This is a genomic window from Humibacillus xanthopallidus (assembly GCF_006716675.1).
Classification (GTDB): domain Bacteria; phylum Actinomycetota; class Actinomycetes; order Actinomycetales; family Dermatophilaceae; genus Humibacillus; species Humibacillus xanthopallidus_B.
In genome coordinates, this window is the sequence record NZ_VFPM01000001.1 from 250577 (window position 1) to 276910 (window position 26334).

The 26334-nt window shown below is 71.4% G+C and carries 25 protein-coding genes; 17 read left to right on the forward strand and 8 right to left on the reverse strand.

The window, feature by feature from the left end; all coding sequences use genetic code 11:
• Window positions 1-176: 176 nt before the first annotated feature.
• From FBY41_RS01025 to FBY41_RS01055, 7 genes are all read left to right on the forward strand, one after another.
• Window positions 177-1415 carry a CpaF family protein gene (locus FBY41_RS01025; protein WP_141841576.1) on the forward strand — a complete coding sequence of 413 codons (1239 nt, stop codon included), beginning with the start codon at window positions 177-179 and terminating at the stop codon, window positions 1413-1415.
• Window positions 1412-2281, forward strand: coding sequence for a type II secretion system F family protein (locus FBY41_RS01030; protein ID WP_141841577.1), 870 nt, complete (start codon window positions 1412-1414; stop codon window positions 2279-2281). The genes FBY41_RS01025 and FBY41_RS01030 overlap by 4 nt, the downstream gene beginning before the upstream one ends.
• Complete coding sequence (locus FBY41_RS01035) at window positions 2278-3255, forward strand: type II secretion system F family protein (protein WP_375869850.1); 978 nt, start codon at window positions 2278-2280, stop codon at window positions 3253-3255. Before FBY41_RS01030 ends, FBY41_RS01035 begins: the two co-directional genes overlap by 4 nt.
• Before the next feature lie 49 nt (window positions 3256-3304).
• Window positions 3305-3520 carry a hypothetical protein gene (locus FBY41_RS01040; protein WP_141841578.1) on the forward strand — a complete coding sequence of 72 codons (216 nt, stop codon included), beginning with the start codon at window positions 3305-3307 and terminating at the stop codon, window positions 3518-3520.
• Between the two features lie 68 nt (window positions 3521-3588).
• Window positions 3589-3960: a TadE/TadG family type IV pilus assembly protein gene (locus tag FBY41_RS01045; protein ID WP_260439624.1), complete on the forward strand. Its 372-nt coding sequence runs from the start codon at window positions 3589-3591 to the stop codon at window positions 3958-3960.
• The gene (locus FBY41_RS01050; protein ID WP_260439486.1) at window positions 3957-4433 is read left to right on the forward strand and encodes a pilus assembly protein; all 477 of its coding nucleotides are present in this window, start codon (window positions 3957-3959) and stop codon (window positions 4431-4433) included. The genes FBY41_RS01045 and FBY41_RS01050 overlap by 4 nt, the downstream gene beginning before the upstream one ends.
• Window positions 4430-4930 (forward strand): pilus assembly protein TadG-related protein, encoded by a 501-nt coding sequence (locus FBY41_RS01055; RefSeq protein WP_141841580.1) that lies wholly within the window; start codon window positions 4430-4432, stop codon window positions 4928-4930. The genes FBY41_RS01050 and FBY41_RS01055 overlap by 4 nt, the downstream gene beginning before the upstream one ends.
• A 57-nt stretch (window positions 4931-4987) precedes the next feature.
• On the opposite strand, the gene FBY41_RS01060 is transcribed toward FBY41_RS01055, so the two are convergent.
• From FBY41_RS01060 to FBY41_RS01070, 3 genes are read right to left on the reverse strand one after another with little or no spacing between them, the layout of a single operon-like run.
• Window positions 4988-6772, reverse strand: coding sequence for a Dyp-type peroxidase (locus tag FBY41_RS01060; protein ID WP_141841581.1), 1785 nt, complete (start codon window positions 6770-6772; stop codon window positions 4988-4990).
• Window positions 6769-7710, reverse strand: coding sequence for a hypothetical protein (locus tag FBY41_RS01065; RefSeq protein WP_141841582.1), 942 nt, complete (start codon window positions 7708-7710; stop codon window positions 6769-6771). Before FBY41_RS01065 ends, FBY41_RS01060 begins: the two co-directional genes overlap by 4 nt.
• Before the next feature lie 10 nt (window positions 7711-7720).
• On the reverse strand, window positions 7721-8914 hold the full coding sequence (locus FBY41_RS01070; protein WP_141841583.1) for a glycosyltransferase: 1194 nt from the start codon (window positions 8912-8914) through the stop codon (window positions 7721-7723).
• A 170-nt stretch (window positions 8915-9084) separates the two neighbouring features.
• Between FBY41_RS01070 and FBY41_RS01075 the strand changes: the two genes are divergently transcribed.
• Together FBY41_RS01075 and FBY41_RS01080 are read left to right on the forward strand one after the other, a co-directional pair.
• On the forward strand, window positions 9085-10827 hold the full coding sequence (locus FBY41_RS01075; RefSeq protein ID WP_141841584.1) for a hypothetical protein: 1743 nt from the start codon (window positions 9085-9087) through the stop codon (window positions 10825-10827).
• Between the two features lie 246 nt (window positions 10828-11073).
• Window positions 11074-13128: a PhoX family protein gene (locus FBY41_RS01080; protein ID WP_141841585.1), complete on the forward strand. Its 2055-nt coding sequence runs from the start codon at window positions 11074-11076 to the stop codon at window positions 13126-13128.
• A 160-nt stretch (window positions 13129-13288) separates the two neighbouring features.
• On the opposite strand, the gene FBY41_RS01085 is transcribed toward FBY41_RS01080, so the two are convergent.
• Window positions 13289-14248: a DNA-3-methyladenine glycosylase family protein gene (locus FBY41_RS01085; RefSeq protein ID WP_141841586.1), complete on the reverse strand. Its 960-nt coding sequence runs from the start codon at window positions 14246-14248 to the stop codon at window positions 13289-13291.
• Window positions 14249-14364: 116 nt separating this feature from the next.
• Here FBY41_RS01085 and FBY41_RS01090 point away from each other — a divergent pair, with 116 nt between their 5' ends.
• Both FBY41_RS01090 and FBY41_RS01095 read left to right on the forward strand, forming a co-directional pair.
• On the forward strand, window positions 14365-15108 hold the full coding sequence (locus tag FBY41_RS01090; protein WP_141841587.1) for a DUF3105 domain-containing protein: 744 nt from the start codon (window positions 14365-14367) through the stop codon (window positions 15106-15108).
• 15 nt (window positions 15109-15123) lie between these two features.
• Window positions 15124-15558 carry a nitroreductase family deazaflavin-dependent oxidoreductase gene (locus tag FBY41_RS01095; protein WP_141841588.1) on the forward strand — a complete coding sequence of 145 codons (435 nt, stop codon included), beginning with the start codon at window positions 15124-15126 and terminating at the stop codon, window positions 15556-15558.
• Here the strand turns inward: FBY41_RS01095 and FBY41_RS01100 are convergent.
• Together FBY41_RS01100 and FBY41_RS01105 are read right to left on the reverse strand one after the other, a co-directional pair.
• The gene (locus tag FBY41_RS01100; RefSeq protein ID WP_141841589.1) at window positions 15527-16537 is read right to left on the reverse strand and encodes a lysylphosphatidylglycerol synthase domain-containing protein; all 1011 of its coding nucleotides are present in this window, start codon (window positions 16535-16537) and stop codon (window positions 15527-15529) included. The genes FBY41_RS01095 and FBY41_RS01100 overlap by 32 nt on opposite strands.
• Window positions 16537-18675, reverse strand: a complete 2139-nt coding sequence (locus FBY41_RS01105) for a glycosyltransferase family 4 protein (protein WP_141841590.1) — start codon at window positions 18673-18675, stop codon at window positions 16537-16539. Before FBY41_RS01105 ends, FBY41_RS01100 begins: the two co-directional genes overlap by 1 nt.
• Before the next feature lie 217 nt (window positions 18676-18892).
• Between FBY41_RS01105 and FBY41_RS01110 the strand changes: the two genes are divergently transcribed.
• Genes FBY41_RS01110 through FBY41_RS01125 form a run of 4 tightly spaced genes read left to right on the forward strand, consistent with a single transcriptional unit; the run spans window position 18893 to window position 21930 of the window.
• Window positions 18893-19579 (forward strand): glycosyltransferase family 2 protein, encoded by a 687-nt coding sequence (locus FBY41_RS01110; RefSeq protein ID WP_141841591.1) that lies wholly within the window; start codon window positions 18893-18895, stop codon window positions 19577-19579.
• Entirely contained in the window at window positions 19576-20064 is a 489-nt protein-coding gene (locus FBY41_RS01115) for a DUF2304 domain-containing protein (RefSeq protein ID WP_141841592.1), read from the forward strand. Before FBY41_RS01110 ends, FBY41_RS01115 begins: the two co-directional genes overlap by 4 nt.
• Window positions 20054-21187, forward strand: coding sequence for an LCP family protein (locus tag FBY41_RS01120; RefSeq protein ID WP_141841593.1), 1134 nt, complete (start codon window positions 20054-20056; stop codon window positions 21185-21187). Before FBY41_RS01115 ends, FBY41_RS01120 begins: the two co-directional genes overlap by 11 nt.
• Before the next feature lie 5 nt (window positions 21188-21192).
• Window positions 21193-21930 (forward strand): TIGR03089 family protein, encoded by a 738-nt coding sequence (locus FBY41_RS01125; RefSeq protein ID WP_141841594.1) that lies wholly within the window; start codon window positions 21193-21195, stop codon window positions 21928-21930.
• Between the two features lie 65 nt (window positions 21931-21995).
• On the opposite strand, the gene FBY41_RS01130 is transcribed toward FBY41_RS01125, so the two are convergent.
• Window positions 21996-23858: a peptidoglycan-binding domain-containing protein gene (locus tag FBY41_RS01130; protein WP_141841595.1), complete on the reverse strand. Its 1863-nt coding sequence runs from the start codon at window positions 23856-23858 to the stop codon at window positions 21996-21998.
• A 309-nt stretch (window positions 23859-24167) separates the two neighbouring features.
• Between FBY41_RS01130 and FBY41_RS01135 the strand changes: the two genes are divergently transcribed.
• Together FBY41_RS01135 and FBY41_RS01140 are read left to right on the forward strand one after the other, a co-directional pair.
• The gene (locus FBY41_RS01135; RefSeq protein WP_141841596.1) at window positions 24168-24992 is read left to right on the forward strand and encodes a CoA transferase subunit A; all 825 of its coding nucleotides are present in this window, start codon (window positions 24168-24170) and stop codon (window positions 24990-24992) included.
• A gap of 1 nt (window position 24993) precedes the next feature.
• Window positions 24994-25650, forward strand: coding sequence for a CoA transferase subunit B (locus FBY41_RS01140; RefSeq protein WP_141841597.1), 657 nt, complete (start codon window positions 24994-24996; stop codon window positions 25648-25650).
• A gap of 95 nt (window positions 25651-25745) precedes the next feature.
• On the opposite strand, the gene FBY41_RS01145 is transcribed toward FBY41_RS01140, so the two are convergent.
• Window positions 25746-26318 (reverse strand): 1-acyl-sn-glycerol-3-phosphate acyltransferase, encoded by a 573-nt coding sequence (locus tag FBY41_RS01145; RefSeq protein WP_185748832.1) that lies wholly within the window; start codon window positions 26316-26318, stop codon window positions 25746-25748.
• Between the last annotated feature and the right edge of the window lie 16 nt (window positions 26319-26334).

The following is a 26334-nucleotide window of genomic DNA, read 5'->3' on the forward strand; positions in this document are numbered from 1 at the left end:
CCGCGTCATCCACAGGCAGCGGCTGAGACGTCGGCAACCGCCTGGGAGTCGCACAGTTATCCACAGATTTTGTCCGGAACATACGTATTGCGGCGCTTCCACCTACTTTTGAACGCGCCGGATCACGACGTCGCGGGCAAGATGACCGGCACAACAGCCGACCGTCAGGGGGTCCGATGTCGACGCAAGAGGCCGTGCGCCATGTCGAGGGTGAGGTCCGCGAGCTCATCCGGCGCTCCGGCATCGACCCCACGAGCAACACCCTCGAGGTGCGGCGGCTCGTCCAGGACGCCGTGCAGGACTACGACGAGCGCTCGCTCCACGGGGGCTTGCCCTCGCTCGGGGACATGCGGTCGGCGGTGCACTCGATCCTCGCCGTCGTGGCGGGCTACGGGCCGCTCCAGCAGTACTTCGACGACCCTGCGGTCGAGGAGATCTGGATCAACGAGCCTGGCAAGATCTTCGTCGCGCGCGGTGGGATCGCCGAGCTCACACCGACCATCCTCACCTCTGACGACGTTCGCGACCTGGTCGAGCGCATGCTGAAGAGCAGTGGTCGACGGGTCGATCTGAGCAATCCTTTCGTCGACGCGACCCTCCCTGACGGCTCCCGGCTGCACGTCGTCATTCCCGACATCAGTCGCACGCACTGGCAGGTCAACGTGCGCAAGTTCGTCGTCAAGGCCGACCACCTCGACGACCTCGTGCGTCTCGGCACGATGACGCGACAGGCCGCGACCTTCCTCGATGCCGCTGTCGCGAGCGGGCTCAACGTGCTCGTTGCCGGCGGAACGCAGGCCGGCAAGACCACGCTGCTCAACTGCCTCGCGGCCGCGATCCCGCCGCGCGAGCGCGTCATCACCTGCGAGGAGGTCTTCGAGCTGAAGATCCCGCTCAGGGACGTCGCGTCGATGCAGTGTCGCCAGCCGAGCCTCGAGGGCACCGGCGAGGTGCCCCTTCGACGCCTCGTCAAGGAGGCCCTGCGGATGAGGCCGTCGCGTATCATCGTCGGCGAGGTGCGGCAGGAGGAGAGCCTCGACCTGCTGATCGCCCTCAACAGCGGGGTTCCAGGCATGTGCACGGTGCACGCCAACAGTGCCCGCGAGGCCGTCACCAAGATGTGCACACTTCCGCTGCTGGCCGGTGAGAACGTGTCGAGCCGCTTCGTCGTGCCGACGGTGGCGGCGGCTGTCGACCTCGTCATCCACGTCGCTCTGGAGCGAGACGGGGTGCGGCGGGTGCGCGAGATCGTGGCGGTGCCCGGTCGCGCCGAGGGTGACGTCATCGAGATCGCCGACCTCTTCGTGACGAGGCAGGGGCAGCTGAGGCGCGCGGACGGCTTCCCACCCCAGCGCGAGGCGTTCGAACGTGCCGGCTACGACGTCGCAGCGCTCCTCGCGCAGGAGGCTCCATGACATCCCCCGTGGTCATCGGACTGCTTCTGGGCGCCGGGGTCTTCTGCATCTACTGGTCGTTCTGGCCCCAGGTGTCGGGCGACAAACCCGTGCACCGAGGGGGCTTCACCGCCGAGCTGCGAGACCACCTCAACCAAGCCGGTTACCCCTCGATCAGCCCCAGCAACGTCATCGTCGGCTCCGTCGTGCTCTTCGTTGTCACCTTCCTGCTCTTCGCAGTCGTCACCAAGGTGGTGCCGATCGCCCTGTGCTTCAGCGTGATGGCGGCAGCGGCGCCGATCTCCTTGGTGCGTATGCGTGCTCGCACGCGCCGCTCTAAGTTCCGCGACCTGTGGCCCGACGTCGTCGACAACATCACCTCCGGTGTGCGTGCTGGTCTCGCCCTGCCCGAGGCGCTGTCGCAGCTCGCCGAGCGAGGGCCCGTGGAGCTACGCCCCGCCTTCGCGTCCTTCGCCCAGGACTACCGAGCGACGGGACGGTTCCACGACTGTCTCGACCGGCTCAAGGATCGCCTCAGCGACCCGGTCGCGGACCGCATCGTGGAGTCGCTGCGGATCGCCCGAGAGGTGGGCGGCAGCGACCTCGGCCGACTGCTCCGCACCCTCTCGGCATTCCTGCGCGAGGACGCACGGACTCGTGCTGAGCTCGAGACACGTCAGAGCTGGACGGTCAACGCCGCGCGGCTCGCGGTCGCGGCACCCTGGATCGTCCTAGCCATGCTTGCCCTCAAGGGCAACTCCCTGTCGGCCTACTCGTCGCCCGCCGGCTGGGTGATCCTCGCGATCGGGGCCGGCCTGTGCGTGCTGGCCTACCGCGCCATGGTCTGGATCGGCCGACTCCCCGACGAGGAGCGGGTGCTGCGGTGAACGAGCTCGTCACGCGCCTCAGCGCCGTCGTCGAGTCGGGCTGGTCCTGGCTCGGCGCTTCGCTCGGCGTCATGGTGCTCGCAGGGGCGACTCTGGTGCTGGCCGGGCTGCCGATGAGTCGGGTCCCGACCCTCGACGACCGGCTTGAGCCCTACCTGCGTGACACCCCGCGTCCGTCCTCGCTGCTGGCGGCACCGCCGCCGGAACGTGGTCCCTTCGGCCTGCTCGAGCTCCTCCACCCCTATGTCACGGCAGCAGGAGGCGTGGTCGGCGGGATCCTCGGGGGCAGCACCTCCGTCGCGCAACGTCTGCAGCGCGCCGGGTTGCCCGCCGATGTCGACCGGTTCCGCGCCGAGCAGGTGCTCTGGGGCGCCATCGGTGGAGTCGCCGGGCTTGCCGTGACGAGCATCATCTCCGTGGCCCAGTCGAACCTCTCTGCACCCGTGCTCGTCGGTCTGGTGCTCGTCGGGGTGCTCGGCGGCGTCACGGGACGCGACTACGCCCTGTCCCGCACCGCCGCTCGACGAGAGGCCAGAATGCTCACCGAGTTCCCCACGGTCGCCGAGCTGCTCGCGCTGGCCGTCTCGGCGGGCGAAGGGGCGATCGGCGCGCTCGAGCGGGTGTGCCGACTCTCGCGGGGCGAGCTGTCCGACGAGCTGCGGCACTGTCTCGCCGATGCTCGTGCCGGCGCCAACCTGCCGACGGCCCTGCAGGGTCTCGCCGACCGCACCGGACTCATCAGCCTGAGCCGTTTCGTCGACGGCATCGTCGTCGCCGTCGAACGGGGCACACCCCTCGCCGAGGTGCTCCGGGCCCAGGCGCAGGACGTCCGCGAGGACAGCCGCCGCACCCTCATGGAACAGGGGGGCAAGAAGGAGATTCTCATGATGGTGCCGGTCGTGTTCCTCATCCTGCCCGTCACCGTGCTCTTCGCCATCTACCCCGGAGTGAGCTTCCTCCGATTCCAGCTCTGACGATCAACACCCAAACACGCCAGCGCAGTTCACCGACAGGGAGAAGAACATGAAGTCCATCCTCACCGCCCAGCGCCGTTACGAGAGAAAGATGCTCACGATCCTGGCGCGTCGTCTCGGCGGGCGCGCCGACCGCGGGGATGTGCCCGGCTGGGTCCTCATCACCATCATGACCGCGGGCCTCGTCACAGCTCTCTGGGCCATCGCCGGGCCACAGCTGAGCTCGCTCTTCAGCGACGCGATCTCGAGCGTCAAGGGGCCGTGACGCTCGGCAACCGGTGGCGGCGAGCGTGGCACACATTCCAGGCCGGCCACCGTGAGCGAGGTTCGGCCATAGCGGAGTTCGTCATGGTCTCGGCGTTGCTCCTCGTCGTCGCTCTCGCGGTGTTCCAGCTCGGGCTCGCACTCTATGTGCGCAACACCCTCATCTCGGCCGCCTCGGAGGGCGCCCGATACGGCGCCCGAGCAGACGCCGCCCCGGGCGACGGCGCCGCCCGCACATCCGCACTCATCACCTCCTCGTTGAGCGCGTCCTTCGCCGAGGACGTCTCCGCGGCGACGCGGACGACCTCGGGCGGTGTGCAGGTCATCGAGGTGACCGTCTCGGCACCCCTGCCGGTCATCGGACCGGTCGGCCCGTCGGGCCTGCTCACCGTGAGCGGCCGGGCGTTCAGCGAGCAGCAAGTGACGCGAGCCGCGCCATGACCACGCTCCTGACCCGCTGGACCGTGGCCACCGGGGCTGCTGGTCGGGGCCGCAGCCGAGACGAGGGTCGCGCCATCGTGGAGTTCATCTTCCTCGGGCTCCTCCTGCTCCTGCCGCTCGTCTACCTCGTGCTCACCGCCGCGCGTCTCCAGGCTGCCTCCTTCTCTGCGTCGCTTGCCGGTCGCGAGGCGGGCCGCGCCTTCGTCACCGGCGCCGCCGACGGGGAGGCGCTGGCCCGGGCCCGCTCGGCGGCCTCGCTCGCCTTCGAGGACTTCGCCTTCACGGAGGGCGCGACCGTGGATGTCGCGTGCGACGGCTCACCGTGCCTGCGCCCCGACGGGCTGGTCACCTCCACAGCCACGATCGTCGTGCAGCTCCCCTTGATCCCGGACTTCGTCGCCGACCATGTGCCGGCGTCGGTGACCATCAGCTCGACGCACGTCTCCTCCGTCGACCGTTTCGTGGCCCGATGAGCACCTTCCGCCTCCGGTATGCCGTCCGGCCCGTCTCGCTCCGCCAGCCGCCGATCCCTCGGGGTGAGGACGGTCAGATCGGCATCCTCATCCTCGGCCTCTTCAGCCTCGTGCTCGTGCTCATCCTCGGGGCCGTCGATGTGACCGCGGCCCAGCTGGCCCGGATGCGTCTGCTCGATGCTGCCGACGCGGCTGCTCTCGATGCCGCAGACGCGCTCGACGAGCGGGCCGCCTACGAGTCGGGCGTGCTCGACAGCCTTGCCCTCACCGACGGATCCGTGCAGGAGGCAGCGCAGAGCCATCTGGCCCGCATCCCCCGACCGCCGGGCATCACGGCTTGGTCGGTCGTGCCGCAGACGGGCACGACCGACGGAGCGACGGCAGTCGTCACGGTGCAGGGGACCGCCACGCTGCCGATGAGCGGCTGGGTCCTCCAGTCCCTCGGTGGCAGTGTCACGATCACCGTCACCTCCCGAGCCCGCGCCCCGCTCAGCTGAGCACCCGGGCCGGCGCCGGGCAGCGAGCCGAGCCCTCGGGCGATGTGGCCGACCGCGCTACCCGCCGGCGAGGATGCCGTCGAGGGCCGAGATCGGCGGTGCGAAGAAGTAGCCGCCACCGGTCGGGGTCACGAAGTCGCTCTCCAGCCGGAGGGCCACGTCGCCATCCGCTCCCGGCCAGACGACCTCACGCCCGCGCACGCCTGCGCGGTCGACCTGGCCGATGACGGGGTCGACACCACCGGCGTTCGGCTGGTCGACGGAGTTGGCCCAGCGCCGCGAGACGAACTCGAACTGGTCCTCGATCGAGCTCATGCAGGCGACGAAGAGCAGCCCCCGCTCGGCCTCGACGAGCTCCGGCGGAGGGTCAGCCACTCCCACGAGCGCAGGACCGTAGGGAATGCCGCGCCGCAGCATGAGGCGGGTCAGCGTGTCGGCAGGCGCACCGAAGTCCGTCGCACTGTCGCGCGGGTTCACCTTGCGGATGTGCGCTGCATGCGGGCACACCCGGGCGAGCACGTCGGCCGCGGCGGCGGGGTGGGTGTCACCGGCATACCCCTCGATGGGCACGAGCGACGAGGGGCGCGTGTCGTCCTGGAAGAGGAAGTGGTTGCTCGCGAAGTCGTCTCCGGCGAGAGCCGGGTCGTCGTGGTGGGGAGAGCGCATGACCGGTGCCCCGCTCGGCCACCGCCCGACGAGCGCCGACGCGAAAGCGACCGGATCGACGCCCAGCGCCTCGGCGGCTGAGCCCATCCAGTCCCAGAAGCCGACGACGTCCTGGGCGAGTCGACGCACGACGACGTAGGAGCCGAGCCGAGCCCACTCCGGGAAGGCCGTGGCGGCCGGCGCTGCCACCGTCGGGTCCTGCGGGTCCTGCCGCGGCTCCCCGAGGAGGAACTGGCCCGGCCACACGAGCGGCTGACCGGGCTTGCCGAAGAGCGCCGCGTGCGGGTCGTCGCCCGACAGGCAGCGCGGCGTGATCTCGTCGCCGGGCACCGTCGACCGCGCACCCCGGATGCCGGGCTGCGAGATCCCGTCCTTGAAGCCGAAGTGCTCATGGCCTGCGAGATCGCCCGGGAGGTTGTCGCCCCGCTGGCTCAGCACGATCGTGAGGCCATGCTCCTCCGCGGTCGAGACGACCGCTTCCACCGCCGCCTCGAGGTCGTCGACGGCGTCGGCCGCGACGGTGACGAGCACATCCGCCTCGTTGTGAGGACCCCCGACGACCCAGTGGTCCCGGTGACCAGGATGCGCGGGGCCTGTCGGGTCGCCGAGGTAGGTCGACCGAGCGGCCAGCCCCTGCCCGAAGCTCTCGTCACCGAAGCGCCTCGCCTCCGCATCGCCTGCCAGGAGCGCAATTCCCTTGCAGGAGAATGCGACCGACGTCCATGTCGCCGTCAGCTCGGGAACCCTCGACCCCTCCGCGGCCAGCCCCGGGTCTCGCACGCCGAGCCGCAGCCGGGCCGCCCTGAACGCCCGCCGGAAGTCGAGCACCTCGTTCATCGTCGAGATGCGCGGCGCCAGCCACCGCAGCCACGCGCGCGCCCGGTCGACGTCACCGATCTGCAGGAACACGAGCTGCTGGTGGTCCTTGTTGAAGCCCGGCACGACGGCGCCCTGGATCTCGTTGCCGGCCACCCGTCCGTAGACCGGCTCCCCGAGCGCGGTCACGACCGGCGCACCCTCCTGACTGCTCGCCCCGACACCCAGCTCGCGCTCCCGCGATCCCGACGGGTCCGACGTAGCCGACGTCGACGGAACGACCGGCAGCTCGACACCACCCAACAGCTCGGCCCCAGCGGAGCCGAGGCCCGCGAGCACCCCCGCCGTCGCGGGCCTCATCGCCGGCTCCGTCCGACGAGACCGTGCGCACTGACGGTCACGTGCTCGGCGACCTGACCGCCGAACTCGATCGGACGACCCCCGATGCGGATGTCCCCGACGGAGAAGCCCTCCGACTCCGGCACCTCGTAGACGACCCGCAGGGCCGCGCCCGGCGCGCCTCGCACGACTCGCCAGTAGCTGCCCACCGGTGAGCCGTCCGGCTTCTCCCACCCGGTGTCGTCCCAGCCCGCGATGTAGAGCCCTGGCATCTCGTCGGTCGACACGGCATACCCCTTGCGGCTGAGCGCCCAGATGTCGAGGTTGAGCCGTGCGTCGGCCCCCGTCTTTCGCTTGTAGGGCAGCGCGTCGTAGCCGTCGAGCGCGCGACGCGTCGGCTCGGACTCCTGGGACACCCCGAGCAGGTCCCGCATCGAGTTGATCCGCATGACGTAGTGCACGATGCCGTCGGTCGTGTTCCACCGGTTGAGGGGGTCGTATGCCGCACCGCCCGGGAAGAGGTCACCCTCCCTCACGTCGGGGCTGACGAGGTCGCGGTAGAGCTGGAGCACCCGAGCACGGTCGGCCGCGGCGAGCGCCTTCCAGTACTCCGGCGTCTCGGTCGTGAAGATGATGCGCGTGATCGTGTCGCCCACCCGATCCACGCGCCACTCGAGGTACTCGATCTGCACGTCACGGCTCTCCCCCGCCACCCAGGCGGCCCGCCGGTCGTCGCGGTGCTCGACGAGCAGGGGCCTCGGGAAGCCGGTCCACGTGTAGAGACGGCGTCCGATGACCTCGACGTCGCGGCGGCTCGGGTCGACGTAGCGCCCGCTGCCGCTGACGGCGGTGCTCGTCGCGACGAGCCGCTCGACGGTGCGGTGCCACTCCCCGTAGAACGGCGAGCCCTGCGGCAGGTCGCGCACCCGGCCGGGGGTGTCGAAGGTCAACAGCGCCATGTGCGTGAGGCTAGCGGCTCTTTGCGAGTCCTTCGATCGTTTCCACGATCTCCGAAACGTCTGGCAGAGAGGCGATCTCGTCGGCCACCGCCTCCGCGACAGACCGCATACGGCTGTCGGAGAGCACCTGCGCAACGGCCTCCCCGACGTGCTCTGCAGCGTCCTGACGGCCACCGAGCCGTATGCCGGCGCCCACCTCCGCGACCCGCGTCGCGTTGATCTCCTGGTCGAAGGCGAAGAGCGGCACGACGACCTGGGGCACGCCGGCGGTCAGGGCCGACATCGTCGTGCCGAAGCCGCCGTGGCCGACCATCGCCGCCGCGAGGGGCATGACGTCATCCTGCGGCCACCACTGCTCGACGCGAGCGTTGTCGGGCCACGGCCTCAGCTCCTCCGGGTCGCCCGCGTGTCCCGTCGTCAGGAGGACGCGGATCGGCAGCTCACGCAATACCTCGAGGCACCTGCCGAAGACGACGCGAAGGTCCGCGAAGCCACCGGTCACCGAGCCGAACGTCACGTAGACGAGGGGGTGGTCGCCGTCGCCCCACGCCCTCGGCAGCGAGCCCACCCGACCCCTGCGGTCCCCGCCCCGATAGCGAACCGCCCTCGGAACGTTCTGCGCCGCAGCGCCTTTCGGTGACCCGACGGCGCCACCATCGAGGCTCTGCGGCACCGATGTGAAGACCGGAGCGCTTGCCAAGGCTGCCCAGCATGTGCCGCCCGGCAGGCCGACGATGGCATCGAGCTCGTCGAGCGGCTCGACGAGCAGGTCTGAGGCCCACAGCTGCAGCCTCCCGAGGCCGATCGCCACCTCGGCGTGGGGCACGCCGGCTCGCACGGCGGCGGCCAGCGACCCGAACTCGCACGGGTCACGCAGCACGACGTCGGGCCGCCACCGCTCGACGACCTCGCTCACGCCCGGGAAGGCTGCCTGCGCGTCGAGCCGCCCGAAGACGTCACGCACGACGGTGTGGTTGGCCTCCAGCATCGACACCGACGACAGACCCCCGAAGATCGGACCCAGCACGTCGGGTGGCACGTCGTCGAACGGATCGTGCGCGAGTCCCGCCCGCTCCACATGGCTCGCGAACGACGCGGGTGCCGCGACCCGCACCTCGTGCCCCGCAGCGGCGCAGGCCCGCGCAACCGGCACCATCGGGCCGAAGTGGCCCGTCCCGGCGGTCGTGGCGCAGAGCACGCGCATCCGACCAGCGTGGCACCAGAGCCGCACCGACGCTCCCGGAATGGGCTCAACCGACCCGGAAGCCCCGATATCACCTACTTGTCACATGGGATTTCCGCGATCCCGCCCCCTCAGCGCGCTGACGGGAGAACCATGGTCCCGTCAGGGGACCCCCTCACACAGGAGCAGAAGTGAGATCACCACACCGGGCCAGGCAACTGGTCGCCACGGTGGCGGGACTCACCGGTGCCGCCCTGGTCGCAGCCGCCCTCGCGGCTCCGGCCGTCGCCACGACACCCGCGAGATCCGCCGAGCAGGCTCGCCCCGTATTCACCGACAACGTCGCCCACGACACCTCCAGACCGCTCTCCGTCCTGGCACGCGCGCCACGATCGCTCGACGCGGGGTCGGCACGCCTTCCTGAGGAGCGCGGCGCACCGGGCGCTTCCGCCCCCGCCCAGGGTTCTGGCACCGACCCGGTCGCGCAGACGGCTGAGGTCGCTGCCGCCACGGTTGGGGCGCCGCTCGCGAACTTCGAGGGCCTGTCCAACCAGGACAACTTCACCATCTTCGGTGGCCGTGTGAACCCGCCCGACCCGGTCGGTGACGTCGGACCCAACCACTACGTCGAGATGGTCAACCTCGCCTACGCGGTCTACTCGAAGACCGGCACGCTGCTGCTCGGGCCCGTCGACACCGGCACGCTCTGGCAGGACTTCGCGGTGCCGGACTGCACCGACCCCTCGGGTGACCCGATCGTCCTCTACGACCAGCTCGCCGACCGGTGGATCCTCAGCCAGTTCACGACGCGCGGCCTCGACGACCCCACCCTGCCGTTCTACAACTGCGTCGCCGTCTCGACGACCGGCGACCCCACGGGGTCGTACTACCGCTACGCCTTCGAGACAGAGAACTTCAACTTCTTCCCTGACTACCCGAAGTACGGCGTGTGGACCGACTCCTACGTCATCACGACCCGCGAGTTCGGCCCGACCGTCGAGTACGGCATCGGCGTCTACGGCCTCGAGAAGAACAAGATGCTCAACGGCCAGCCGGCCCGCGCTGTCACCTTCTTCCTCGACGGAAACGACCCCGCGGTCCTGCCACTCGTCGGCGACGGCCTCCTGCCCGCCGACATCGACGGCAAGCAGAAGCCGATGACCGACGCGGCGATCCCGCTCGTCGGCACGCAGGACGACGGCGGCGGCTACGGCGCGACCATGGACGCTGTCAATGTCTGGGACCTGCGCGTCAAGTGGCGCTCGACCCCGACCGCCAGCCTCGAGCTCAAGGCTCAGCTGCCGACGGCGGCCTTCGACTCCATCTTCCCGTGCGCACCGACGTCCCGTGACTGCCTGCCCCAACCCGGGATCACGAACCCAGCGCAGTACCTCGACATCCTCAGCTACCGCCAGCGGCCCACGTGGCGACTCGCCTACCGCAACTTCAAGGGCTACGAGTCGCTCGTCACCACGCAGTCGGTCGAGGCCGCGCCCAACGTCGCAGGCATGCGGTGGTACGAGCTGAGGCGTGACGGCTCCGGCACCTACAGCCTGTACCAACAGGGCACCTACGCCCCTGGCGACGGCGTGAATCGCTGGATGGGCAGCGTCGCGCAGAACAAGAAGGGCGACATGGCCCTTGGCTACAGCGTCGTCAACGGCACGACCGTCTTCCCGGGCATCCGCTACACCGGACGCCTCGCGGGCGACTCCCTCGGCCAGATGACGCTCGGCGAAGGTGTCGTCATCGACGGCACGGGCGTGCAGAGATCGACGAACTCCCGTTGGGGTGACTACACGTCGATGAACGTCGACCCCGTCGACGACTGCACGTTCTGGTACGTCAACGAGTACTACACCGCCGAAGGTCAGGCCTCGAGCACTGTCGGCTGGCAGACCCGGATCGCGAGCTTCAAGCTGCCCGGCTGCTGACCCGTTCGAGACCCATCCACCACGAGAGGCGCGTATGCCGTCGGGCTGAGCCCGGCGGCATACGCGCATCTGCGGCCTGCCGCCGGGCTCGCACCGGCCAAGCGCTCACGCGGTGTTCACCGAGCGGCCACCTCGGGCACACCCGGGGACCCGGGGCGGGCTCCTAGCGTCGGAGTCGGCGATCGCCGCGCCGACCTGGAGGAACGCGGCACACGCCTACCCGCTGTCTGCCGAAGGAGCACCCGCGTGACCCCCCAGCCACTCCCCCTCATCTCGTCGCCGCGTCACGGATCCCGCAGCCTGGCGACGTGCCACTACCGCTGCAACAACGCCTGCGACGCCCCGGTGCCCAACGAGACGGACCACCCGGCCATGCGGGACCTCGTCGAAGGCGCCCTGGCCCGCCGATCCCTTCTCAAGGGCAGTGCCGTCGGCGCCGGAGCGCTCGTGCTCGCTGGCCTGGGCACCGCATCCCCCGCTGCAGCCGCACCGAATGCGCTGTCCGCCAAGGACGCCCGCTCGACGCCGAACGTCGGTCGGGCATCCTTCACGCCTGTCGCTCCCAACCGGGTCGACGCCGTGACGAACGCACCGGAGTTCACCCACAACGTCGTCATCCGGTGGGGAGACCCCGTCGAGGCGGGGGCGCCCCGCTTCGACGTCGACGCCCAGACCCCCGAGGCCCAGGCGAAGCAGTTCGGCTACAACAACGACTACGTCGGCGTGCTGCCGCTCTCGGGCCGGCAGTCGCTGCTCGTCACGAACCACGAGTACACCGACGAGAACCTCATGTTCCCGACCGGCGCCTACGACGACGCCACGACGAAGAAGATCGCGATGGCCGCCCACGGCATGGCTGTCGTCACGATCGAGGGTGGGCGCGCCACCGGGTCGTGGGTGCGGGCCGACCACCGTCGCGCCGAGCACAACCGCCGCATCACGGTCCACACCCCCTTCGCGTTCGAGGGCCCCGCTGCCGGTCACGAGCTCCTGCGCACCGCCGACGACCCCACCGGGCGCACCGTGCTCGGCACCTTCGGCAACTGCGCCGGCGGCACGACCCCCTGGGGCACGGTCCTGTCCGGCGAGGAGAACGTCAACGGCTACTTCGACGCGAGCGGGCCGGTCGACCCGGCCAACGCCACGTCGTTCAAGCGCTACGGGCTCGCGACCGCCGCGGTGACCAACCGCGGCTGGTCGAGCGTCGACGAGCGCTTCGACCTCGCCAAGCACCCCCACGAGGCCTACCGCTTCGGCTGGGTCGTCGAGCTCGACCCCTACGAGCCCGAGTCGACACCCGTCAAGCAGACGATGCTCGGACGCTTCAAGCACGAGGGCGCCAACGTCATCATCAGCAGGAGCGGTCACGCCGTGGCCTACATGGGCGACGACGAGCGCGGCGACTACCTCTACAAGTTCGTCTCGGCTGACACCTTCCGCAAGGGCGGCTCGCGTGCCGCTCGCTCCCACAACAAGAGCCTTCTCACGCGCGGCACGCTCTACGTCGCCCGCTTCACCGGCGACGGCACGGGCGACGGTGAGTACGGCGGCGCCGGCACGTGGGTCGCGCTGACGTCGGACACGACCTCCTTCGTGCCCGGGATGTCGGTGGCCGAGGTGCTCATCAACACCCGCCTCGCCGCCGACACGGTCAGCCCCACGAAGATGGACCGGCCCGAGGACGTCGAGCCCAACCCCGTCAACGGCAAGGTCTACGCCGCCCTCACGAACAACAGCAACCGCGGCACGAGCTACCCGACCGACGAGGTGAACCCGCTCGGCGCCAGCATGACGCGGCCCGCCCTCGGAGCCCCGCTGCGCACCCAGTCGGGCAACCGCAACGGCTACGTCCTCGAGCTCGAGGAGCGCCGGGGCGACCACACGAGCACCTCCTTCACGTGGGACCTCTTCCTCGTCTGCGGGGACCCCGAGGCGCCGGAGACCTACTTCGCCGGCTACGACAAGAGCCGGGTCAGCCCGATCAGCTGCCCCGACAACGTCGCCTTCGACAAGGTCGGCAACCTCTGGATCTCGACGGACGGCAACGTCCTCGGCTCCAACGACGGCCTCTTCCGCGTGCCGGTCGACGGGCCGGAGCGCGGCAGGGTGCAGCAGTTCCTCACCGTTCCCTACGGCGCGGAGACCTGCGGTCCGCTCGTCACCGACGACCAGCTCTCGGTCTTCGTCGCCGTGCAGCACCCGGGTGAGACCGACGGCGCCACCTTCGAGGCGCCGACGAGCACCTGGCCGCACACCGACGGCTTCCCGCGCCCGAGCGTCGTCGTCTCCTACCGCACGTGAGCCGGCGCTCCTGACCCGCGACGGCCCGGCATCCACAGGGGGGTGCCGGGCCGTCGTGCCCCGTCTCGCCGCTCCCGTATGCCGGGTGGCCGGCTCCCGCGTCCAGCGGACGTCACGCGAGCCGACGGAGTGCTCTCTCGATCGGGGCGTGCTGTGGTTCTCAGCGGGGGCGGCGGGTGGGCAGGTGGGTGCGGGGTGCCATGCGCGGGCCGCGGCGCGGCCGGTGGTGGCCGGCGAGGCCGAGCAGGTGCTGCACGCGGTAGCGGTGACCGGCATACGGCTCGAGCAGCTCGGCGAGCCCGTCGTCGTCGACGGGCGTGCCCGTGAGGGCCCAGCCGATGTCCTTCGCGACGTGGTAGTCGCCGAACGACACGGAGTCCGGGTCGCCGAGGGCGCGCTGGGCCACTTCGGCGGCGGTCCACACGCCGACTCCCGGCAACGCGCGCAGACGACGGTGGGCCTCCGCGACCGACACGCGGGCTCCCTCCTCGAGCCGGCCGGCATACCGCGCGGCGCGGACCACGGTGCGCGAGCGGGCGCCGTCGACGGACGCCTGCAACCACGCCCACGACGGGATCCCCGCCCACCCGGCCGGGGTCGGCGGGGCCATCAGATCGGGGAAGGGCCCCGGTGCCGCGGCGCCGAAGCGGCGCACGAGCATCCGGTAGCCGGCGAAGGCCTCCTGCCCCGTCACCTTCTGCTCGATGACCGCGGGCGCGAACGCGTCGAAGACGAGACCCGACCGAGGCACCCGCCAGAAGGAGAACCGGCGCCACGCCTCGGCCACGAGGTCGTGCGCCGGCTCGAAGCCGGCCGGGTCGTCGTCGTCGCCGAGCAGTGCCGGCACCTGGTCGAGCAGCCAAGCCGCCCCGGGGCCCCACGCCAGCGCCTCGACCTCGGAGCCGTCCGGACGGCAGAGGAGGTGGAGCGTGCCGATGCCCTCGGGAGTCTGGCTGGCCCGGACGACCGACCGGTCGGCGCCCCACCGCATCGTCGGGTCGCCGGCCCCGCGGCGGAAGACTCCGAGCTGCGCCCGGAGGTGGATCTCCCGGTCGCTGTGCCAGACCCGGCGGAGCGCGGTCGCGGAGGGTGCCGCGACGGGGTCAGGGGGTTCGGCCACCCTGACATCCTCGCCTAGACTCGGCACGATCGCCGAGGGCCGGTCGTTGGATGCACGACGCCGCCCGCAGCCGGCAGTGCAGCTCACACGCCCCCTGGAACGAGGAACGAGGAACGATGGCCCGCGAGACGAGCCGAGACAGACGCGAGCGAGTGGCCGCCATGCAGGCCGCCCAGAAGAAGGCCGAGCGACGCCGGCTCCTCGTCGTGATCGGCGCCTGCGTCGCCGTCGTGGCCATCATCGGCGCCGCTGTCGCCTGGGCCGTCCTCGGCGAGCAGAACAAGAAGGAGGAGGCCCTCAGCGCGATCAGCGGTGACGTGGCGGCCGCCGCGTGCGACCCCATCACCAACGACCCCGCGAGCGGGTCGAGCGAGCACGTCGGCCCGGGCACGAACCAGCCCAACCTCACGACGGTGAAGTACGCCACCGTGCCGCCGTCGAGCGGGCAGCACTTCGCCGCGCCGGCCGTCGACTCGCGCCGCGTCTACACCGTCGCCGACGCCCCGAAGATCGAGACCCTCGTGCACAACCTCGAGCACGGCTACACGATCCTCTGGTACGACCGCTCGGTGGAGACCGAGCAGGCCGCGGCCTTCCAGGCGCTCGCGACGAAGGTCAACGCGATGAAGGAGTCGGCCAACAAGTTCCTCATCAGCCCGTGGGACCCGGCCTACGGCGCCTTCCCGGCCGGCAAGAAGTACGCCCTCTCGCACTGGGCCGCCGACGTCGACCAGAGCACCGGCAAGGTCGGCCAGCAGATGGGCCACCGGCAGCTGTGCGGCGGTCTCAACACGACCGTCGTCGAGGACTTCGTCAAGAAGTTCCCGTGGAGCTCGGCACCCGAGCCGGGCGCGGCCTGAGGCGGGCGGGGAGCCATGACGACCCCGGGCGAGTACGTCCCGAGCCCCCGCAAGGGCTCCCGCGACCAGGTCAGTGAGATCGAGCGCACCGGCACCACCGAATCGGTCGACATCATGGGCCTGCCCGTGGTCCTGCTGACGATGGTCGGGGCGAAGACGGGCGCCATCCGCAAGGTGCCGCTCATGCGGGTCGAGCACGACGGGCTGTATGCCGCCGTGGCCAGCATGGGCGGCTCTCCCGAGCACCCGAAGTGGTACTGGAACCTGCGTCGCCACCCCGAGCTCGACCTGCAGGACGGCACCGTCGTCACCCGGCGGCGTGCCCGCGAGCTCGATGGCGCGGAGCGCGACGAGTGGTGGGAGCGCTGCGTGGCGGCCTTCCCGCCCTATGCCGGCTACCAGCGCAAGACCGACCGGCTCATCCCGGTCTTTGTGCTCGAGCCGGTCTGACGCCCGGACCACCGGGACCGTCCGCGTCGTTGCTGTCGTTGCTGTCGTCGCTGTGCGCGGTGACGAGGTGGTGCCTGCGCGCGTAGAGCCAGCCACCGAGCGCGGCCAGCACGTCGATGATCGTGACGATGAAGCGCGACACGATGGCGACGGCCGCGGCTGCCGGGGGCGGGATGGCGACGGACAGGATGATCGTCAGCAGGCCCTCCCGGGCACCGAGGCCGGCAGGGAGCACGATCGTCAGCATGCCGAGCGAGACGGACAGGGCGTAGCCGCACATCGCCGCTCGCGTGAGGTCGGGGTGCGGGGCGTCGCCGGCGACGGCCTGCGCGAGCAGCAGCGTGTGCACCCCGAAGGCGATCCAGACGAGCACGAAGATGCCGACCGACGCCAGCACCGCGCGACCTGACAGGTCGTGCTCGAGCGGCTCGCGCCGCAGGGTGCGCAGCATGAGCGCGATGATGGCGTTGAGCAGCCGCGGCCAGCAGAGCACGACGACGAGCGGGATGGCGAGCAGCACCCACCACGAGAAGGCGTCGGAGTCGCGCCGCAGCAGGAACGACGTCGCCGGCAGGCCGACGAGCAGCCCGGTCAGCAGAGAGAGTCCGAGGGCGAGCAGCCCGGTGACGGCCGTGCGGCGGCGAGGCACCTTGAGGTGGCTCGCGATGTCGGCCTGCACGAGGACCGACCACAGCGAGCCGGGGAGGTACTTGCCCAGCTGACCGACGAAGTAGACGCCCGAGGACGGCGCGAGGTGCAGCTCGGAGCCGAGGTCGCGCAGGATGACCCGCCACCCGAGCATCGTCAGCCACGTGCCCACCGCGGCGGCGAGCGACGAGAGGGCGAAGACCGGCCAGGAGATCTGCTTGAGGTGCACCGACACCTCGGTCCAGTTCTTCGCGACCGCCCACACGACGGCGGCCAGCACGGTGACGGAGAACGCCACCCTGACGACGGTCAACACACGCGTGCGGGTCATCAGCGCCGCCTCAGGGTCAGTCGGACGAGACCGTATGCCGCGTCGTCGGCTCGCGCCCGGGCGGCGGCGTCGCGCATGCGCGCGGTGACGTCGCCGTCGAGGTCGCCGACGAGGACGAAGCCGAGGTCATGGGCCCGAGCGAGGATGCCGCGCACGTCGGCCGGACCGACGGCGCCCTCCGCCGAGGGGGGACCGATGGGGACGGTGACGATGAGCAGGCCGCCGGAGCGCAGCGCCCACGAGGCCTGCTCGAGCACCTGGGTGATGTCGCTGGCATCGCAGCCCCGCGGGTGGATGCGCACGATGACGTCGAGCGAGCCGGTGTCGACGTCGAGGGCGGCGACGCTCGGGTGGGCCCCGGTGAACTCGATCTCGACGGGCGCGAAGCCGACGGCCCGCGCCCATCGCGACAGGAGCGACCGCGAGCCCGTCTCGTCGACGATGACGGCGCTGCGCCGCCCGTCGTCGCGCACCCGGAGGATCGCTGCGAGAGCCCCCAGCGCGGCCCACGACGAGACCCCGTCGAGCGATCGCGGCAGGCCGAGGATGCGGGCGAGGTGCTTCGCGTCGTCGGCCTCGGCAGGGTCACCGAGCACGTCGGTCGCGAGCACCCAGTCCGGCACGTCCTCGGGGCGCAGGTCGAGCACGTCGCGGTGCGATGCGAGCGACTGCCGGACGCGGTGGCGGGCGGCGCCGGTGAACGCCGTCCACGAGCGACCCACGGCGACGCCGGCCCGCGCAGCGAGGTCACCCACCCGGGTGCCAGCACCGCCCACGGCCCCGGACTCCGAGGAACGTTGCGCCGCAAGCGAACCCGAGCGTGCGGCATACCCCTGCTCGGGATCGTCGAGACTGTCGAAGCTGTCGTCGCTGTCGCTGTCGGACGTGGCGTCGGCCTCGGTGTCATGCGGCTCGGCGCCGAGGCCGAGGAGCGACTCGTCGAGCGACAGGGCCTCGATCGTGCCGAGGTAGTGCGCCCAGGGGCCTGAGAGGTCGGGCGTCTGGACCCCGTCGGCGAGGCGGCGCCGCACCTCGGGGTCGCCCAACCGACGCAGCGCGCCGGCGAGGGCGCGCTCGTCGTCAGGAGGCACGAGCAGCCCGTTGACGCCGTCGACCACCTGCTGCGAGAAGGGCACGACGTCGGAGGCGAGCACCGGCAGGCCGTGGGTGTGACCGAGCACGACGTTCTGCGAGGCCGTCGCCGAGCGGTAGGGCAGCGCGAGGACGTCGTGGTCGGCGAGCAGCGAGGCGAGGGCGTCTGCGGGGACGTAGCCCTCGCGGATCTCGACCCGCCCGGCGAGCAGAGGGTCGGAGGCGAGGTCGCCGATCACGCGCCGGACGGGCCCGCTCATCTCGCCGGCGATCGTGAGGGTCACCTCGGGCACGGAGCGCATGGCGCGCAGCAGCACGTCAATGCCTTTGTGCTCGCGGATGAGGCCGAGGGCGAGCAGCCGGGTCGGTCCCGGGCGCGGGCCGCGCGAGATGGGACGACCCCCCGGCACGTGCGGTGGCAGGTCGGCGACGGACACCCGCCGGGCGCCGAGGTCGTGGGCCAGCCGCGCCTGGTCGGCGCTGTGCACGAGCACCGAGTCGACCCGCGAGAGGAGCAGGCCCATGAGGCGGGCGTCGCCGGGGCGCAGCTCGATCGGGAGGACGTTGTGGCAGACGACGATCGACTGCGGGCGCGGCGTCGGGACGGCGTCAGAGCCCTGGGCACTGGGCAGGGCGCCCGCCGCGCGCAGGAGGGCGAGGTGGGCCGGGACGGCCGGCGCGATGGCGTGCACGACGACGACGGCGTCGAGGTCGCGCAGGCGGCGTCCCACCCGCACCCACGTGTCCGGCCGCGCCCAGCTGAGTGCCCGGATCGTGCGCGGGAACGGCGGCACCTCGGGCACGTCGACGCCCCCGCGGGGCACCGTGACGTCGTCGCGGTGGAGGCGGGACGGGTGCAGGTGGGCCCAGGAGACGAGGACGACGTCGTGGCCCGCATCGTGCAGGTGGTGGGCGAGCATCGTCGTGTGTGCGGCGATCCCACCGGTGTGCGGGTGCGTCGGCCCGACGACGGCGATGCGCAGCGCCGCCGCTCCCGCTCCGTCGGGCACGGGCTGACCCGTGTGCTCGATCCTCGCCTCCGTCATGGTGCTCCGACTCTAGTTGGCTCGTGGGGGCGCGCGAGCCACCTGCACCGTGGCCGAGCCGTGGCCGAGCCGCGGCTGCGGTGTGGCCGAGCCGCGGCTGCGGTGTGGCTGAGCCGCGGCTGCGGTGTGGCTGAGCCGCGGCTGCACCGTCGCACCGTGCCGGTGTCCCCGGGAGTGCTGGTCGGGCCCGACCGCGGACGGCCCTACGCTTGTCCGCATGCAGAACGACGACGTGTGGCTGGTGGTGCCGCTCTACAACGAGGCCACCGTCATCGCCGAGGTCGTCCAGCAGGCCCGTGCCACCTTCCCCCACGTGGTCTGCGTCGACGACGGCTCACGGGACGGTTCGGCCGAGGCGGCCGAGCGCGCGGGCGCCGCGGTCGTCCGTCATCCCGTCAACCTCGGGCAGGGCGCGGCCTTGCAGACCGGCTTCGACTACGCCCTGAGCGACCCCGCGATGCGCTACGTCGTCACCTACGACGCCGACGGCCAGCACCAGGTCCGCGACGTCGAGGTCATGGTCGAACGCATCCGACACGGTGACGTGCAGGTCGTCTTCGGCTCCCGCTTCCTCGACGAGCGCACCGAGGCATCGACCATGAAGCGGCTCGTCCTTCGCGCCGCCGTCGCCTACACGAACCTCACGACCGGGACACGCCTCACCGACGCCCACAACGGCCTTCGGGTGCTGCACCGTGACGTCGTCGAGCGGCTCGACATCACCCAGAACCGGATGGCACACGCCTCCGAGATCGTGGCGCAGATCGGCGCGATGCGTTTCGACGGCGCCAAGGTCGCCTACGCGGAGGAGCCCGTGCACATCCTCTACACCGACTACTCCAAGGCCAAGGGCCAGTCGCTCTGGAACGCCGTCAACATCCTCGCGGAGCTGATCTGGCGATGAGCCGGCAGAGCATCATCCAGGTCCTGCTCATCGCGGGCGTCCTCGCCGTCGCGTGGCGGCTGCTCGCCGGATCGGGGCAACGCACCCAGGCGCTGCGCCGGCTCGGCCTGCTCCTGCTGCTCGCGCTTGTCGTCTACTCGATCATCGACCCGAGCAAGACGTGGACCGGCCTCGCCCGGGCCCTCGGCGTGGGTCGAGGCGCCGACCTCATCCTCTACGGCCTCGCCATCGCGTTCTTCGGCTTCGTCGTGACGACCTACAAGCGCTTCCGCGCCATGGAGACGCGCTACACGCGGCTCGCCCGACGGATCGCGCTCGACGAGAGCGAACCGCCGGCGGTCCACAGGTCGAGAGCCGACACTGGGTCCCCCGCTGCGCCGGGGACCCGCACCGACTCGGGGAGCCACGGCGACGCCGCAGCTCCTAGCGAGGCGTGGCCCCGCAGTGCGCGACCCACCCAGCACGAGGTTTCTGATGCCGACTGACGCCCGCCGCCCACAGGGCCAGCCCGACGACGCCTACGTCGTCGACACCCGTCGACGACGCAGGAGCCCGTCAGGTGCCGCCGTGGCCCGACCGTCGGGGTCTCCGACCGGCCCGGCATCCGAGCCGGGCCACCGGGTGCGCAAGGGACGGGTCGTCGCGCTCGTCGTCGGCCTGCTGCTCGTCGCCTGGCTCGCTTTCCTCATCTGGGTGCCGGTGAGCGCTTGGAACTCCGTCGCCCGCGTCGACAACATCCCCGACGGCGAGCGCCCGGTCGACACCTCGGGGCACAACTACCTGCTCGTCGGCTCCGACAGCCGTGCCGGCCTCACCAAGGAGCAGCGCAAGAAGTACGCCACGGGCAACGCCGCCGGCACCCGCACCGACACGATCATGCTCGTCCACGTGTCCGAGAGCGGCGGCAAGCCGGTCATGGTCTCGCTGCCCCGTGACTCCTACGTGCCGATCCCCGGCCACAACTCCAACAAGATCAACGCCGCCTACTCGATCGGCGGCCCCAAGCTGCTCACGGCGACGGTCGAGAACGTCACCGGCATCCACATCGACGGCTACGTCGAGATCGGCCTGGGCGGCTTCGCGTCGGTCGTCGACAGCGTCGGCGGGGTCTACATCTGCGTGCCCCGCAACATGAAGGACCCCAAGGCCGGCATCGACCTCAAGAAGGGGTGCCAGACCCTCGGCGGCGCCGACGCGCTCGGCTTCGTCCGTTCCCGCTACGAGGACCCGCTCGGCGACATCGGACGCGCCGCCCGCCAGCGGCAGTTCCTCGGCGCGCTCATGAAGCAGGCGGCCACGCCCGCGACGGTGCTCCTCCCCTGGCGCTACAAGGCGTTCGCCGACGCCTCGGCCGCTGGTCTCGCCGTCGGCACCGAGACCGGCCTCATCGACGCCGTCAGGGTGCTCCAGGCGATGCGGGCCGTGAGCAACGACCAGGGCCTGTCGCTGTCGGTGCCGACGAGCGACCTCGCCTACCGCACGAACGCCGGCCTCGCGGTGAAGTGGGACACCGAGCGGGCCAAGGCGCTCTTCGCAGCGCTGAAGAACGACGAGCCGCTCACCGAGCCGCCCGCAGGCACCGTCCCGACCGAGCCGTCGGGGAGCTGACGACGGTGGCCGACCGACCGAGCACCCAGCCCCTGCCCGCAGCCCTCCTCGCCCGGCTGCTCGCCGCCGACTCCGCCCGGCCCCGGCTGACCTGGTACGACGACGAGCCCGACGCCACCGCCGGTGAGCGCATCGAGCTCTCGGGTCGGGTGCTCGCCAACTGGGTGTCCAAGGCGGCCAACCTCCTGCAGGACGACGCGGCTGCCGAGCCGGGCACCACCGTGGGCCTCGACCTGCCCGCCCACTGGCGGTCGGTCTACTGGGCGCTCGCGGCCTGGTCGGTCGGTGCGACCGTCGTGCTCGGCGAATCCGCCACGGGCGCAGACGTGCTCGTCACCGACTCACCCGAGCGGGCTGCCGCTCACGGCCGTGACACCGTGCTCGTCACCCTCGCCGCCCTCGCGCGGTCCAACCCCCGGGCCGCCGAGGCTCCCGGAGCCGTCGACGAGGCCCGTGAGCTGTCGACCCACGGTGACACGTTCTCGCCGATGGCCGATCCCGAGCGAGCCGACGTCGCGCTGGCCACGGAAGCCGGCGACACGGCATACGGCAGGCTCGTCATGCCGGAGACGGGCTGGGGCGAGGCCCCCCGGGTCGCGCTGCGCGGCCCGGTGGAACGGGTGCTGCGGGGCTGCCTGTCGGCGTGGGCGGCCGACGGCTCGGTCGTCATCATGCGCGGCGAGAGCGCCCGCGACGCCGAGCGGCTCGCCTCCGAGGCCGTGACCGTCGACGCTCGTGACTAGGCAGGGCGTATGCCGTCCGGCGCGCTGCGAGTCCCCTCCTCCCTGTCGCTGAGAGACGGTTCTCGCTAGGCAGAGAGCCGGTCGAACAACGACCACGTGCGTGATGCGACGACGCCGGTGCTCGCCAGCCCCGCCCGGGCCTGGGCCTTCTTGACGGCGTCGCGGGTCACGCTGTCGAAGACGCCGGTCACGCGGATGCCGAGGAGCCGCTGCACAGCGACGACCTGCGGACCCGAGTCGCCCTCGCGCAGGACCGTGGACCGGCTCGTCGCGAACGGGAAGTCCCGTGCCTCGAGCACCTCCCACACGTCCGGCGTCACGACGCCGGTGGCCGGCAGCGCGACGGAGCGCTGGAGCGCCGCGACCTTGTCGCGCGTGACCGAGCCGAACACGCCGTCGACGGCGAGGCCGCCGAGGCCGCGCTGGAGCACCCGGACGGCGGCGCCTCGCGAGCCGACCGCGAGCGTGAGGTCCTTGAAGCGGGTGTAGGCCGTGTCGACCTCGACCCGGGCGACCCCGGGGCTGGAGTCGGCGCGTGCGGTCGCGAAGGTGGTCATCGCCTGCTCCTTCTGGGTGGGTGCCGAGGTGGCGAAGGACGCCGGGCTGGCGGTCGACCAGCCACGGGAGTAGAGCACCTGCTGGGTCCGGGAGTCGGCGACCCCCGTCGCCGGCAGGCCGACGAAGCGCTGGTAGGCCGTGACCCGCGCCTGCGTCAACGTGCCGTAGTAGCCCGTCGTCGGCAGGCTGCCGAGCTTGGCCTGGAGGGTCTTGACGGCCGCCGACGTCATGCCGAAGCGCAACGTCGGGTAGGTCGTCGGTGCCGGCGCTGCGGGTCGGGTCCACCCGCGGACCCACAGGCGGTCCTGCGTCACGGGGTCGGCGACGCCGGTCGTCGGCAGGCCGACGTACTTCTGGTAGGCCGTGACCCGGGCCTTGGTCAGCGTGCCGTAGTAACCGGTCGTCGAGACGCCACCGAGCTTGGTCTGCAGGGTCTTGACCGCGGCCGACGTCATGCCGGGCCTCAACGTCGGGTAGGCGGCAGCGACGGTTCGCCAGCCGCGGCGCGCGAGGATCTCCTGCGTCTTGAGGTCGGCCACCCCGGTCTGGGGCAGCCCGACGAACTTCTGGTACTCGATGACCCGCGCCCTGGTGAGGCTGCCGAAGTAGCCCGTGACCGGCAGGCCGCCGAGCCGGGTCTGCAGCGTCTTCACGGCGGCGCTCGTCATCCCGAAGGAGAGCACCCCCGCCGGGGCAGGCACGGGCGTCGAGGGAGTCGGGGCGGGCGGCGTCGTCGGGCTCGACGGCAGCGTCGTCCCGGCCGGCGGGAGGGTCGTGAGGACGGTCTTCTGCGCCACCCCCGTCCACCACGACGTGCGACCGGCGGCGCCGTTGTAGTTGAAGCTGAAGTGGATGTGGTCGGTGTGGGGTGAGCTGCCGTAGTAGGGGGCCCAGCCCCGCTCCGGAGCGTAGGAGCGCCACATCTTGCGGTTGTGGATGATGTACATGATCCCGAACCGTCGGGCCATGGCGCCCTGCACGCCGTTCTTGTCGGGGGCCGTCAGCCAGGCGAGCACGGACTGCGCGACGGCCTCCTGCGACGGGTTGTTGACGTTGAGCATCCAGTCCCACGCCCGGCCGTCGTAGTGCTCGGACGGGCCGCTGCCGCAGGTGCGGCCGATGAGCGCGAGCGAGCCCATGGCGTAGTGGGTCGTCATGAGCGTCGCGAAGGCGACCACGCCGGGGCGCGGTCGCGGGTCGCAGATCGTCTGTCCCTGGTAGGGGACGTAGACGTCGAGCGCGGCGGGGAGGCTCTTGGTCGGCGGCGCCTTGACGGCTGCACCCGCGGGGGCGGCCGGCATGACCACGGCCGGCGCGACGAGGGCCGGGAGGGTGAGGACGAGGCCCAGCTGGCGTCGGCGGGAGGTCATGGGGGTCTCGATTCAGCGCAGGGACGGCACAACCTGACCATTTATGCACTCCCGTCACACGCATCACAAGGGGCCACTTTGAATTACATGAGTGTTCTTTCGCCCCACCCGTCACCCGCCAATGTCCGGTGAGCATGGGTGGCGCACACAGGGGCGGCTGGGCGAGACGGGGATCACAGGGGCGCCGGGGCCCCGGCGCCCCTGCCGGGTGGCGCCGGCTGGTCACGTGGGTGGGCGACATGTCCGGCACGCGCCGTGTGGGCTCACCCCACGTCCGGCACGACCCGCGGCGCGGATAGAGTCCGGAGCATGGACAAAGTCGTCTCCTCCCCCCAGGAGGCCATCGCCGGCATCACCGACGGCATGTCGCTGTCGGTCGGCGGGTTCGGCCTCTGCGGCATCCCATCCGTGCTCATCTCCGCCATCCACAACGCGGGCACCAGCAACCTCGAGGCGGTGTCGAACAACTGCGGCGTCGACGACTGGGGCCTCGGGATCCTGCTGCGCGACAAGCGGATCCGTCGCATGGTCTCCTCCTACGTCGGCGAGAACAAGGAGTTCGAGCGGCAGTACCTCTCTGGCGAGCTCGAGGTCGAGCTCACCCCGCAGGGCACCCTCGCCGAACGGCTTCGCGCCGGCGGCTCGGGCATCGCCGCCTTCTTCACGATGACCGGCGTCGGCACCCAGATCGCCGAGGGCGGGCTCCCCTGGCGGTATGCCGCCGACGGCACCGTCGCGATCGCCTCGCCACCCAAGCAGACCCAGGACTTCGACTGGATGGGCGAGACGAAGACGTTCGTGCTCGAGCAGGCCATCACCACCGACTTCGGCCTCGTGCGGGCGGCCCGCGGCGACCGCCACGGCAACCTCGTCTTCCACGAGTCTGCCCGCAACTTCAACCCGCTCTGCGCGATGGCCGGCCGGGTCACCGTCGCCGAGGTCGAGGAGCTCGTCGAGCCGGGCGAGCTCGACCCCGACCAGATCCACCTGCCGGGCATCTTCGTCCAGCGCGTCCTGCCCCTCACCCCGGAGCAGGCCACCGACAAGCGCATCGAACGCCGCACCGTCCGCCCCCGCCCCACCAGCACGACCGGCACGACCGGCACGACTCGCACGAGAGAGCAGGAGGCCTGAGATGGCACTGACCCGCGAGCAGATGGCCGCCCGCGCGGCCGCCGAGCTCTCCGACGGCGCCTACGTCAACCTCGGCATCGGCCTGCCCACCCTCGTGCCCAACTACGTGCCCGACGACGTCGAGATCGTCCTGCAGTCCGAGAACGGCATCCTCGGCGTCGGCGCCTACCCCCTCGACGGCGACGAGGACCCCGACCTCATCAACGCCGGCAAGGAGACCGTCACCCTGCGCAAGGGCGCCGCCTTCTTCGACTCCGCCACCTCCTTCGGCATGATCCGCGGCGGCAAGGTCGACGCCGCCATCCTCGGCGCCATGCAGGTCAGCGAAGGCGGCGACATCGCCAACTGGATGATCCCCGGCAAGATAGTCAAGGGCATGGGCGGCGCCATGGACCTCGTCCACGGCGCGAAGAAGGTCATCGTCCTCATGGAGCACAACGCCAAGGACGGCTCCTACAAGATCGTCAAGGACTGCACCCTGCCCTACACCGGCCGCGGCGTCGTCCAACGCATCATCACCGACCTCGCCGTCCTCGACGTCACCCCGACCGGCCTCGTCCTGCGAGAGCTCGCCCCCGGCGTCACCGAGGACGAGGTCCGCCACCGCACCGAACCCGACTTCACCGTCGACCTCCAGCCCGCGCCCACGCACGGCTGACGACCCGTGAGGACCCCGCGCGACGCAATCGTGTCGCGCGGGGTCAGCGGGACCACAGGATCAGCGCGGCAGCGTGAGTATGGCCGCGAGCTCGGTCAGCTGCCGCCAGCCGCCAGCTCCTCGCGCAGCCGCGGCTCGGTGCGGCGCTCGGGGTGGATGCCCCGCTTGTCGCGGTAGAACTCGCGGACCTTGTCCATGTCGGCGACGACGTCGGCCGTCGCCATCAGGGTCGGGCCAAAACCGGCAGTGCGGCTCGGCCCGTCGATGAAGGCCAGCACGATCGGCAGCTTGGCCGAGCGGCCGATGCGCCAGAAGCCGGACTTCCAGTACTCCCCCTTCTTCCGCGTGCCCTCGGCGGCGAGGATGAGCAGGAACGGCTCGCCGCTGCGGGCCTCACGCATCAGCTCCCGGACGACACTGCCCGGGTTGGCGCGGTCGACGGGGAGCCCGCCGAGGCGGGTGAGGAGCCAGCCGAGCGGCCCGCGGAAGAGCTCCTTCTTGATGAGGACCCGCGGCGTGACCCCACCGCTCCACATGATGAGCAGCATCATGACGAAGTCCCAGTTGGACGTGTGGGGCGCACCGACGAGCACCCCGGTTCTGGGCACCTCGCCGACCGCGGTCCAGCCGCTCAACCGCAGCACGAGCCTGGCAAGTCGGGTCCTCATGGCGTTCCTCTCCTGC